This is a genomic window from Nocardioides lentus, from assembly GCF_039529515.1.
GTDB lineage: Bacteria > Actinomycetota > Actinomycetes > Propionibacteriales > Nocardioidaceae > Nocardioides > Nocardioides lentus.
The window spans coordinates 46,289-57,746 of the sequence record NZ_BAAAMY010000014.1 but is presented as its reverse complement, the minus strand read 5'-3'; the positions used below and the strand labels follow the sequence as shown (position 1 = coordinate 57,746).

The 11,458-nt window shown below is 75.1% G+C and carries 11 protein-coding genes and 1 pseudogene; 6 read left to right on the top strand and 6 right to left on the bottom strand.

The features are described 5' to 3' along the window. The 3 genes and pseudogenes from ABD158_RS17640 to ABD158_RS17630 all read left to right on the top strand — a co-directional run. Nucleotides 1-706, top strand: a pseudogene (locus ABD158_RS17640) (long-chain fatty acid--CoA ligase); the annotation flags it as partial. 23 nt (nt 707-729) lie between these two features. Beyond that, on the top strand, nt 730-1,911 hold the full coding sequence (gene hemW / locus ABD158_RS17635) for a radical SAM family heme chaperone HemW (RefSeq protein ID WP_344009022.1): 1,182 nt from the start codon (nt 730-732) through the stop codon (nt 1,909-1,911). Nucleotides 1,912-2,059: 148 nt separating this feature from the next. Then, nucleotides 2,060-3,565: an HNH endonuclease signature motif containing protein gene (locus tag ABD158_RS17630; protein ID WP_344009020.1), complete on the top strand. Its 1,506-nt coding sequence runs from the start codon at nt 2,060-2,062 to the stop codon at nt 3,563-3,565. A 155-nt stretch (nt 3,566-3,720) separates the two neighbouring features. Here the strand turns inward: ABD158_RS17630 and ABD158_RS17625 are convergent, their stop codons facing one another. Genes ABD158_RS17625 through ABD158_RS17610 form a run of 4 tightly spaced genes read right to left on the bottom strand, consistent with a single transcriptional unit; the run spans nt 3,721 to nt 6,497 of the window. Next, nucleotides 3,721-4,569, bottom strand: a complete 849-nt coding sequence (locus ABD158_RS17625) for a DUF3097 domain-containing protein (protein WP_344009018.1) — start codon at nt 4,567-4,569, stop codon at nt 3,721-3,723. Between the two features lie 51 nt (nt 4,570-4,620). Continuing rightward, nucleotides 4,621-4,782 carry a hypothetical protein gene (locus ABD158_RS17620; protein WP_344009016.1) on the bottom strand — a complete coding sequence of 54 codons (162 nt, stop codon included), beginning with the start codon at nt 4,780-4,782 and terminating at the stop codon, nt 4,621-4,623. A 50-nt stretch (nt 4,783-4,832) separates the two neighbouring features. Beyond that, on the bottom strand, nt 4,833-5,729 hold the full coding sequence (locus tag ABD158_RS17615) for an MBL fold metallo-hydrolase (protein ID WP_344009014.1): 897 nt from the start codon (nt 5,727-5,729) through the stop codon (nt 4,833-4,835). 57 nt (nt 5,730-5,786) lie between these two features. Beyond that, the gene (locus tag ABD158_RS17610) at nt 5,787-6,497 is read right to left on the bottom strand and encodes a hypothetical protein (protein WP_344009012.1); all 711 of its coding nucleotides are present in this window, start codon (nt 6,495-6,497) and stop codon (nt 5,787-5,789) included. 220 nt (nt 6,498-6,717) lie between these two features. Here ABD158_RS17610 and hrcA point away from each other — a divergent pair, with 220 nt between their 5' ends. Beyond that, entirely contained in the window at nt 6,718-7,809 is a 1,092-nt protein-coding gene (gene hrcA, locus ABD158_RS17605) for a heat-inducible transcriptional repressor HrcA (RefSeq protein WP_344009010.1), read from the top strand. Nucleotides 7,810-7,912: 103 nt separating this feature from the next. Then, nucleotides 7,913-9,106, top strand: a complete 1,194-nt coding sequence (gene dnaJ, locus ABD158_RS17600; RefSeq protein WP_344009008.1) for a molecular chaperone DnaJ — start codon at nt 7,913-7,915, stop codon at nt 9,104-9,106. Between the two features lie 56 nt (nt 9,107-9,162). Here the strand turns inward: dnaJ and ABD158_RS17595 are convergent, their stop codons facing one another. Then, on the bottom strand, nt 9,163-10,332 hold the full coding sequence (locus tag ABD158_RS17595) for a Gmad2 immunoglobulin-like domain-containing protein (protein WP_344009006.1): 1,170 nt from the start codon (nt 10,330-10,332) through the stop codon (nt 9,163-9,165). After that, the gene (locus ABD158_RS17590; protein ID WP_344009004.1) at nt 10,329-10,907 is read right to left on the bottom strand and encodes a SigE family RNA polymerase sigma factor; all 579 of its coding nucleotides are present in this window, start codon (nt 10,905-10,907) and stop codon (nt 10,329-10,331) included. The genes ABD158_RS17595 and ABD158_RS17590 overlap by 4 nt, the downstream gene beginning before the upstream one ends. A gap of 105 nt (nt 10,908-11,012) precedes the next feature. On the opposite strand from ABD158_RS17590, the gene ABD158_RS17585 reads away from it, so the two are divergent. Further along, nucleotides 11,013-11,357 (top strand): HIT domain-containing protein, encoded by a 345-nt coding sequence (locus tag ABD158_RS17585; RefSeq protein WP_344009002.1) that lies wholly within the window; start codon nt 11,013-11,015, stop codon nt 11,355-11,357. Nucleotides 11,358-11,458 lie beyond the last annotated feature (101 nt).

The window sequence follows — 11,458 nt, the reverse complement described above, 5'->3', positions numbered from 1 at the left end:
CGCCGGAATCCTGATCCTCGAGGGCTACGGGCTGACCGAGACCGCCGCCGGCTCGTTCGTCAACCACCCCGACCACTACAAGTTCGGCACCGTCGGCCCGGCCGTCGCCGGCACCGAGGTCCGGCTCGGCGAGGGCGACGAGGTCCAGATCAAGGGCCCCGGCGTGATGAACGGCTACCACAACATGCCGGAGGCCACGGCCGAGACGCTCACCGACGACGGGTGGCTGCGCACCGGCGACAAGGGCTCGCTCGACGCCGAGGGCTTCCTCACCATCACCGGCCGCATCAAGGACCTGTTCAAGACCTCCGGCGGCAAGTACGTCGCCCCGTCGGCGATCGAGGCCCAGTTCAAGGCCCTGTGCCCCTACGCCAGCCAGTTCCTGGTGTTCGGCAACGACCGCAACTACTGCGTGGCGCTCGTCGCGCTCGACCCGGAGCAGATCCAGGGCTGGGCCGAGGAGAACGGACTGAGCGGTGCGTCGTACGAGCAGATCGTGGCCTCCGACGCCGCGCGGGCGATGGTCGGCGGCTACGTCGACGCCCTCAACGCGCGCCTGAACCGCTGGGAGACCATCAAGAAGTGGGACGTCCTGGACCACGACCTGACGGTCGAGTCGGGCGAGCTGACCCCGTCGATGAAGGTCAAGCGCAACGTCGTGGAGTCGACCCAGTCGCAGCGGATCGAGGCGCTCTACGCCTCCTGAGGGGCCTGCACGACACTGGAGGCATGAGCAGCGGCGACGGGAGCAGTGCGGGGCTCGGGATCTACGTCCACGTCCCGTTCTGCGCCACCCGCTGCGGCTACTGCGACTTCAACACCTACACCGCCACCGAGCTGGGCGGTGGCGGTGCGCAGGCCCGCTGGGCCGACAGCGCCGTCGCCGAGGTCGGGCTGGCGGCGCGGACCCTGGCCGCCCGGACCGTGGCGGGCCCGCGGTCCGCGTCGGCGGCCGGCCCCCGGCGGGTCGACACCGTCTTCTTCGGCGGGGGCACCCCGACGCTGCTGCCCGCCGCGGACCTGGTGCGGGCGCTGTCCGCGGTCCGCGACGAGCTGGGTCTCGTCGAGGGTGCCGAGGTCACCACGGAGGCCAACCCCGACTCGGTCACGCCGGCCTCGCTCGCCGAGCTCCGCGACGGCGGCTTCACCCGGGTCTCCTTCGGGATGCAGTCGGCGGTGCCCCACGTGCTGGCCGTCCTCGAGCGCACCCACGACCCCGCCAACGTCGCCCGGGCGGTGACGTGGGCGCGCGAGGCGGGCTTCGAGCAGGTCAGCCTCGACCTGATCTACGGCACGGCGGGGGAGTCGCTGGCCGACTGGCGGACCTCCCTGGAGGCCGCGCTGGACTGCCGGCCCGACCACGTCTCGGCGTACTCCCTCATCGTGGAGGGCGGCACCCGTCTGGCCCGGCAGGTGCGCTCCGGGCTCGTCGCCGCCCCCGACGAGGACGACCTGGCCGACAAGTACCTGCTCGCCGACGAGCTGCTGACCGCCGACGGGCTGGAGTGGTACGAGGTGTCCAACTGGGCCCGCACGCCGGCCGCCCGGTGCCGCCACAACGAGCTCTACTGGGCCAGCGCCGACTGGTGGGGCGTCGGCCCCGGCGCCCACTCCCACCTCGACGGCGAGCGCTGGTGGAACCTCAAGCACCCCACCGCCTGGTCCTCCGCGCTCGCCGAGGGTCGTTCGCCGGCCGCGGACCGTGAGGTCCTCACCTCGGACGACCGACACCTGGAGCGGGTGATGCTCGAGGTGCGGCACCGCTCCGGACTGCCGCTCGACCTCGCGCCGACGACGGCCGTCGACGACGTGGTCGCCCGCGGTCTCGCCGTACGACGGGGGGAGCGGCTGGTCCTGACCCGGGACGGGCGACTGCTCGCCGACGCCGTGGTCCGCGACCTCCTGCCCTGACCCACCGGCGCCGTCGCGAGCGACGGCGAGTGACGCCGTGGGCGCCGACCGGCAGGTCGGACTGCGGCTCCGGGTCGGGACTCGGGGGTGTGCAGGACGGTCTCGCTACCGGGGTCGGGTGTCGGTGGTCGCGTCTAGGTTCAGGTCCATGGTCACCAGCGCGGCGCTTGAGGCGAGGTGGGGCGGGGGCTCCCACCCGCTGGTCGGTGGCGTGCAGACCATGATCGCGACGCTGGATGAGATGACCACCGCCCTGGCGGCGGGCTCGGACCCGTCCTGGCTGCCCACGGCCGAGCAGGGCTACTACCTGGCCTCGCTGCAGCAGATCGCCGACCGGGTGACGACGATGAAGCAGGCCGCGCTGGCCGCGCTCGACGCGGCCCATCATGCCGGTGACCCCGATGGGCTCGCGGCCTCCACGGGTGCCCGGTCGGCGGCGGACTGGTTGGCGCATCGCACCTGCGCGGACCCCCGCCGCCTGGCCGCGGAGGCCAGGCTCGGCGCCCGCATCACGAGACGGATCCACCTGTCCGCCGCGATGCTCGACGGGCTGGTGTCCCCCGAGCACGCCCGGGTGGTCGTCGAGTGCCTCGACGCGCTGCCGGTCGACCTCCTCACTACCAACACCGACCCCTCATGCGAGGAGTCCTCGGACGAGGAGTCGTCGGGTGAGGAGTCGTCGTGCGCGGACGCGTTGAGTGCGGATGCGTTGAGTGCGGATGCGTTGAGTGCGGATGCGTTGAGTGCAGACGACCTGGTCGAGGCGGTCGAGCTGCAGCTGATCGAGTACTGCGCTCAGTTCTCCCCGGCCGAGGTGGCGCGTCTGGCGCGTCACGTGCTGGAGGTCGTCGACCCCGACCGGGCCGAGCAGATGGAGGCCGAACGCCTCGCCCGTGCTGAGCGTGAGGCGTGGCGGCGCACCAGGCTCACCACCCGCGGGATCGGGGAGGGGTTCATCCGGGTCACCGCCGACGTCCCCGCCCTGCACGCGAGCATCCTCGACACCGTCCTGGACACCCTCACCCACCACCGCACCACGACCAGCCGGACCAACCCCGACCACGAGAAGGCTGAGGCTGACAAGTCGGACGGTCAGACGTCGGACGGGGAGAAGCCGGACGACGGGCAGTACCTGTCCGGTGCGCAGCGGCGGGGTCAGGCGTTCTGCACGCTGCTGGAGAACCTCGACACCACCACCCTGCCCCAGCGGCACGGCACGTCGGTCGCCGTCACCGTCGTCGTCGACGAGGACCGGCTGCGCCGCGAGGCCGCCGAGAACGGTCTCGCGACCACCACCACCGGGGTCGACCTCTCCCTCGAACAGGCCCGCCGGCTGATGTGTGGCGCCGGGATCTGGCCCGCCGTCATGGGCGGCGCCTCGGTCGTCCTCGACGCCGGACGCACCCGGCGGTTCGTCGACGGCAGGCTCCGCGCCGCCCTCGAGGTCGCCCACACCGTCTGCCAGGCCGTCGGGTGCACCATCCCCGCCGCCTGGTGCGACGGCCACCACCGCACCCCCTGGGCCGCCGGCGGCACCACGACCGTCACCGACGGCGCGCTGCTGTGTCCCCACCACCACCGCCGCGTCCACGACACCCGCTACGACACCCACTGGAGCGCGTCCGGCGAGGCCACCTTCCACCGACGCCAATAGCCAAAAGCACGGCCGTTCACGTCACCGGGTCCCGGAGCCCACCCGCCCGCACCTCGCGGGCTCACGCCTCGACCACCGGTGCTGTCCGCACGTCGACCGGCAGTGCCGTCCGCTTGTCGACCACCGACGGGGCGTGCGCGCGCCCGAGCCCGGCGTCAGTCCTCGGCGGTGACGAAGTCGATGAGCTCCTCGACGCGGCCCAGCAGGGCGGGGTCGAGGTCCTGGAAGCCGCGGACGCCGCCGAGGATGTGCTGCCAGGCACGGGCGATGTCGGCCTGCCCGCGGTGCGGCCAGCCCATCCGCTGGCAGACGCCCTTCTTCCACTCCTCGCCGCGGGGCACGTCGGGCCAGGCGTCCCGGCCGAACCGCTGGGGCTTGACCGCGGCCCAGATGTCGATGAAGGGGTGGCCCACGATCAGGACGTGGGGGCCCACCTCGGAGCGGCGCACGGCGTCGGCGATGCGGCTCTCCTTCGACCCCCGCACGAGGTGGTCGACGAGGACACCGACCCTGCGCCGGGGCCCGGGGCGGAAGTCGCGCAGCTCGGCGGCGAGGTCGTCGACGCCGCCGAGGTACTCCACGACGACGCCCTCGACGCGCAGGTCGTCGCCCCACACCTTCTCGACGAGCTCGGCGTCGTGGCGCCCCTCGACGAAGATGCGGCTGGCCCGAGCCACGCGGGCCGGGGCGTCGTGGACGGCGATCGAGCCCGAGGCGGTGCGCGCGGGGCGCTCGGGTGCCCGCTGCGTGACCGGGGCCGTCAGCACGACCGGCTTGCCCTCCAGCAGGAAGCCGGGGCCGAGCGGGAAGGTCCGCCGGGTGTGCCGGCGGTCCTCGAGCGTCAGGGTGTCGAGGTCGCGGTCGACGGTGACGATCTCGCCGCACCAGCCGGTCGTGACCTCCTCGACGACGAGACCCCTCGTCGCGGGGGTCTCCACCGCGCGGCCGTTGCGCGGCGCGCGCCAGTCGGTCGAGAGGACGTCGGTTCCGTAGCGGTCGGGCACCCGCCCGAGGCTAGGGCCGGGCCCGCGGCCGGGCGGGGCGGCACGCCGGGGTCAGCCCCGGGCGTCGTCCTCGTCGTCGTCCTCGCCGCCGATGTGGTGGTCGGGGTCGGCCAGCGGGTTGTCCTCGGCGGGCCGCACGTCCTCCGGGAGCGCCTCGTCGGGGATGCCGTGCTGGGTCTCGCCGGACGACTGCTCGCTGCTCGACTCGCTCATGGACGTGACGCTAGACCCTCCCGCCGGCACCCGACAGGGGGCGGCGACCCTCAGACGAGGGGGAGCCGCTTCTGCGCGCGGGGCAGCTGCTCGTAGGCCCGTCGTACGGCGTGGGCGAGGTGCTCGGCGGGGAAGGGCCACTCGGCGGCGGCGAGAGCGTCCTCGACCCGCACGCCGCGACCGGCGAGGTCGCGGAGCGTCTCGGCGACGACGCCGAGGTCGGCGCGCTGCTCGAGCACGAAGCCGCGGTCCACCGTCGGCCCGTGCCCGGGCACGACCACCGTGCCGGGTCCGAGCAGCTGCAGCACGAAGTCGAGGGTCAGGGGCCACTCGAGCGGGAACGAGTCCGGCCCCAGCCCGGGGGTGGCGGTGTCCCGGTCGGAGGACTCGACCAGGTCGCCGGCGAGCACGACGTCGGCGTCGGGCACCACGACCACGAGGTCGCCGGCGGTGTGGCCGCGGCCCGGGTGGACGAGCTCGAGCGCGCGGTCGCCGAGGTCGACGACGGCCACCGACGAGAACGTCCGGTCCGGGAGCACGGGCTCGGCGAGCGACGCCAGCAGCTCGTCGCGGTGCGGGGTGTCCGCGGGCGAGGCCGCGACCTCCGCGCGCACGGCCGCGAGCGCGCCGGGCATGGCCGCGGCCGCGGCCTCGTGGGCGTGGACCGGCACGCGGGACCCGGCGGCGCCGGCCAGGACGGCGTTGCCGAGCACGTGGTCGTGGTGCTCGTGGGTGTTGACGACCGCGACGACCTCGCCGGCGGGTCCGTCCGCGAGCGTGCGGACCTCGGCGAGCACCTCCCGGGCCGCGTCCGCCGAGGCGTGGGTGTCGACGACGACCAGGCCGCGGCTCCCGCCGACGACACTCACCGAGACGTCGTACCACTCGTGGCGGCGCACCCAGACGCGGTCGGCGACCTCGGTGAATCCGCGCGCGGGGGTGGGCATCCGCCGACCCTACGGGCCGCGGCGGTCAGACCCGCGCAGCGCCGGATCGGGTCGGCGTCAGATCAGGCCGGCGTGCAGCTCGCGCCGCAGGAGGTTGGACAGCTCGACGGGGGTGCGGGCGACGCGGGAGAACCAGACGGTCCGGGTGTGGGCGCCGTCGAGGTCGATCCAGCAGACCTCGACGCCGGCGGGCGTCAGGTGGTCGAGCGAGGCGGCGATCATCTCCGAGCGGGGAGCGCCCGTCGCGAGCGCGAGCGCCTCCGTGAGCTCGGCGCCGTGGCACTCGTTGGCGTGGCGCAGGGCGCGGCGCAGGTAGCCCTCGTTGAGCCGGTGGGCCGCGTCGCGGTAGCAGTCGAGGGGCACGGTCTGGCGCCGGTCCGCGTCGTCGGGGGCGTGGGGGTCGAGGACCACGACCAGCGACGGTGCCAGGGAGACCACGCGGGCGTCCTCGCAGCAGCCGCCGCTGCGCTCCTCGGTCAGGCGACCGGCGATCACCACGGTCGCGCCCGGGCCGCCGTCCGGGTCGGGCACGCCGCTCGTCACCCGCAGCAGCGCGCTGCGGCCCTCGCGGGCCGCCTGGGCGACCGGGGCCTCGCGGTGGCACCAGAACGTCGGCACGCCGTCGATCTCCGACAGGCTCAGCCCGTCACCGTCGAGCAGGTGCTCGGTGCCCTCCACGACCATGCTGGCCGAGGCCGGGCAGGACAGGGTGCTGCGAGCGATCCCGGCGAGCTCGACCGGGTCGGCGGTGCCGACGGTGATCGACATGGGTACCTCCTGGCGCACGGTGGAGCGACTGCTCCGCGATTTAGGCAAGCCTAACCTATGGTCGCCCCCGGAGGGCAAGGGTCGCACGCCACGCGATGGGTGCAGACCCCACGGAGCGCGTACGATTGGCACTCGGCAGGCACGAGTGCCAGGGTCGTCATCTCCGGACCGCCGGGTCCGGGGAGCGAGGGCCCCGGGCGGCGATCGAGAGGAGGACGGCGTGGTCGAGGACCGCAGGCTCGCCGTGCTGCGGGCGATCGTGGAGGACTACGTGCGCACCGAGGAGCCCGTGGGCTCCCGCGCCGTGGTCGAGCGCCACGGGCTCAACGTCTCGCCCGCCACCGTGCGCAACGACATGGCCGCGCTGGAGGAGGAGGGGCTCATCGCCCAGCCCCACACCAGCGCCGGTCGTGTGCCCACCGACAAGGGCTACCGGATGTTCGTCGACCGGCTGACCACGCTCAAGCCCATGTCGGGCGCGGAGCGACGGGCCATCTCGACCTTCCTCGACGGGGCGGTCGACCTCGACGACGTCGTCCAGCGCAGCGTGCGGCTGCTGTCGCAGCTCACCCGCCAGGTCGCCGTCGTGCAGTACCCGACGCTGACGCGCAGCACGGTCCGCCACGTCGAGCTGGTCACGCTGACGCCCACCCGGCTGCTGGTGGTCCTGATCCTGTCGACGGGACGCGTCGAGCAGCGCGTGGTGGAGCTGTCGCGCTCCGAGCTGCCCGACGCGGACGCGCTGGCCGGCGGGGGAGGCCCCGAGGTGTCGGCCGGCGACGAGCCCGCGCGCGTCGTCGACGCGGTGGTCGCCGACCTGCGCCCGCGCCTGCTCGGCGCCGTGGTCGGCAAGCGCATCGCGGAGGCCGGGGCGGCGCTGGCCGACCTGCCCGCCGCGGTCCCGGACGCCTCCCGCACCCTCGTGCGACGGGTCGCGGAGGTCCTGGGCGAGGCGATGTCCGACCACCACGCCGACGAGCGGATCGCCGTCGGCGGCGCGGCCAACCTGGCGCGCTACGGCGACAGCTTCGACTCCGCCGTCCGACCGCTGCTCGAGGCCCTCGAGGAGCACGTCGTGCTGCTCAAGCTGCTCGGCGAGGCGACCGCGGGCGGGGCCGTCACCGTCCGCATCGGCACCGAGGGCCCCTACCACCAGCTGGCGTCGACGAGCGTCGTCGCCACCGGGTACGGCCCGGCCGAGGCGCCCGCCACGCTGGGCATCGTCGGCCCGACGCGCATGGACTACCCGGGCACGATGGTGGCGGTGCGCAGCGTCGCCCGCTACGTCTCCCGCATCCTCGACGACGCGTGAGCCCCCACCGGTCCGGCCGGACCCCGCGCGGCGCAGGCCACGCGCCCCCCGACCCGGACCTGCACCCCGACCCGCCCCACCACCACGAGAGCCAGGAACCACGTTGAGCCAGGACCTCTACGAGCTGCTGGGAGTGCCGCGCGAGGCGGAGCCCGACCAGATCAAGAAGGCGTACCGCCGCCTCGCCCGTCAGCTGCACCCCGACGTCAACCCCGACGCGACCACGCAGGAGCGCTTCAAGGAGGTGACGCGCGCCTACGAGGTGCTGTCGGACCCCCAGAAGCGCGCGGCGTACGACCGGGGCGGGGACCCGTTCGGCGGGGGCGGCGCGGGCGGCTTCGGCCAGGGCCCGGGCTTCTCCTTCACCGACATCATGGACGCCTTCTTCGGTGGCCAGGGCGGTGGCGCGGGCGGTGCCACCGGGGGCGGTCGCGGACCGCGGCCCCGCACCCGGCGCGGCCAGGACGCCCTGATCGGCCTCGAGGTCGAGCTGGCGGAGGCGGCGTTCGGCGTGACCCGCGAGATCACCGTCGACACGGCGGTCACCTGCGGCACCTGCCACGGCGACGGTGCGGCGGAGGGCTCGTCGCCGAAGACCTGCGAGACCTGCCGCGGCCACGGCGAGGTCGCCCACGTGCAGCGCTCGTTCCTCGGCGAGATCCGCACGCTGCGCCCCTGCGCGGCCTGCCGGGGCTACGGCTCCATCATCCCCGACCCCTGCCGGGAGTGCTCCGGCGACGGGCGCGTGCGCTCACGGCGCTCGCTGACCGTCAAGATCCCCGCCGGGGTCGACGACGGCACGCGCGTCCAGCTCTCCGAGCAGGGTGAGGTCGGTCCGGGCGGGGGACCCGCCGGCGACCTGTACGTCGAGGTGCACGTCGGCTCCCACGACACCTTCGTGCGCCAGGGCCAGGACCTGCACTGCCGGGTCACGGTGCCGATGACCGCGGCCGCCCTCGGCACCACGCTGACGCTGCCGACGCTCGAGGCCGACCTGGTGCGGGGCAAGGCCGAGGCGGACACCGAGCTCGAGACGACCTTCGAGCTCGAGCTGCGGGCCGGCACCCAGTCCGGTGCCGAGCACGTGCTGCGGGGCCGCGGCGTGCCGTCGCTGCGGGGCACCGGGCGCGGCGACCTCGTCGTCAGCGTCGCGGTCGAGACGCCGACCCGCCTCGACGCCCGGCAGGAGGAGCTGCTCCGCGAGCTCGCCGCCCTGCGCGGCGAGGAGGAGCCGGACGGCGCCGTGCGGGCCGAGCACAAGTCGGTCTTCGGGCGCCTGCGCGACGCCTTCAGCTGACGGCAGGACCGGGCCCGCCGCCGGTGGACACCGGTCGGCGGGGCCCGGTCGGGGCCTCACTCGAGGGTGAAGGCCTTGGTGTCGGCGGAGTCGCCGATGCCCTCGGTCCCGCCGGTGGGGTCGTCGTTGCGGACCACGAGGGTGTAGTCGCCCGGCTCGAGGTCGGCGACGTCGACCTCGAAGGACCACGGGTACAGCGCGTCCATCCAGCCCTCGGCGGTGGCGGAGCCCTCCTCGACGACCTCGCCGTCGGCGCCGCCCGCGCGGACCTCCCAGACCACGGTGGCCTCGAACCCGCTGCTGCGGCCGTCGGCGCGCAGCGTGTCGCCGCGGACGACCTGGCCCTCGACCGGGTTGGTGATGTTCATCAGCGCGAGCGCGTCCAGCTCGTCGGCGGCCTCCACGGGGCCGGAGGTGCCGCCCAGCAGCGGGCCGCCCTCGCCGCCGTCGGAGGCCACCAGCTCGATCGGCGGGCGCTCCTGCAGGACCGCCTGCAGCGTGTAGACCAGCTGCTGGCGCATCGTCTCGGCCGTCCCCGGGTCGGTGCCGTCGGGCACGGCGCGCAGGTCGGTCTCGGCGCTGGCGACGGTGACCAGCCAGTCGTCGCTGCGGCGCACGACCTCCACGGACGCGTCCGAGGGCCAGCCGGTGGTGTAGTCGGGGTCGGCCGGGGCGAGCCCCACCGCGGCGTCGAGCGCCGCCGTGGCCCGGTCCTCGGCGCTGTCGCCCGCGGCGCCGACGCGGCGGAACTCCCGCACCAGCCGCGCGCCCTGGGGCGTGTCCACGGTGTAGTACACCGGGACGACGACCTCCACGCCGCCGCCGTCGCCGGTCTCGGCGCCCTGGCTCGGCCCGGGCTCGGGGGCGCTCGACGCGGGCGGCGTCGGGCGGGGCGCGCTGCTGGCCGTCTCGGACGGCCGCTCGCTGGGGCTCGCCGAGCTCGTCGGGTCGCCCGCGGTGGGCGCGGTGTCGTCGTCACCGCCGCCGACCACGGCCAGGGTCACGATGACGGCCGCCGTCGCGATCACGGCGCCGGTGGCGCCGACGAGCCAGGTGCGGGCGTTCTTCTTCATGGGGCCCTCCTCGGGGGAGCCTGAGCGGGGGTCGCTCCGGGTGCGGGTACGGATCCGGTCCAGTCGGTACGACGGCTCGACGTCGGCGACCGCGCGCTGCAGGGCCTCGCGCAGGTCGTCGTCGGCGTCGCGGCGGGGGTCCTCGGGGGTCACGACGCCTCCCCGAGCAGCGTGCGGAGGCGGGCGGCGCCGCGGGAGGCGTGGCTCTTGACGGCGCCGCGGCTCACGCCGAGCACCTCGGCGATCTCGGCCTCGGAGAGCTCGGCGTAGTAGCGGAGCACGAGGACCTCGCGCTGGCGGCGGGGGAGACGTGCGAGGGCGTCGACGACGGTGCGGCGCTGCTCGGTGAGCAGCGCGTGCTGGTCGGGGTCGCCCGGCCTCGCGGTCCCGCCGGGGTCGGGTCGTCCGGCCTCGGAGGCGAGGCGGCGGGCGTGGCGGTCGACGACCACCGCGTGGCGCAGCGACGACCGGGACCGGTTGACGACCGCCTGGCGGAGGTAGGCCAGCGCCGCGTCGGGGTCGCGCAGCCGCGACCAGCGGCCGTGGGTCGCCACGAACGCGTCCTGGACGACCTCCTCCGCCACCCCGGTGTCGCGCACGAGCAGCACCGCCAGGCGCACCAGCGGGCGCCAGTGCACGGCGTACAGCTCCTCGAGCGCGCGGTCGGCGCTCCAGGTCGGGGGCGCGCCCGTCGGGAGGGGACGCCCGCGCTCGTCGCTCGGCGTCACGGTCCTCCTCGGCGCTCGCTGGGACGTGATCACGCTAGTGGGACGCGTGGGGCGGGTGAGCGGTTGACACGACCCCGGGCGCGTCGTCGGCCTAGGGTCGGGGCCATGAGCGACCCGGACTGCCTGTTCTGCTCCATCGTCGCGGGGGACGTGCCCGCCGAGGTCGTGGCGACCTCGGAGCGCAGCGTGGCGTTCCGCGACGTCAACCCCCAGGCCCCCACCCACGTGCTGGTGGTCCCGCGCACGCACCACCGCGACGCCGCGGCGCTCGCGGCCGCCGACCCGGCCGGGACGGCGGACCTCGTCACCCTCGCCGCCGAGGTCGCGGCGGGGGAGGGTCTGTCCGGCTACCGGCTCGTGTTCAACACCGGCGCCGAGGCCGGCCAGACGGTCTTCCACACGCACCTGCACGTCGTGGGCGGCCGGGACCTCGGCTGGCCCCCCGGCTGAGCACTCGCGCCGGGTCGGGCTCCACGGGGCGGGGATACGATGGCGAGCACCACCGTCCCCGTCCCCGGAAGGCCGCAGCAGCCACTCCATGAGCGACTCCC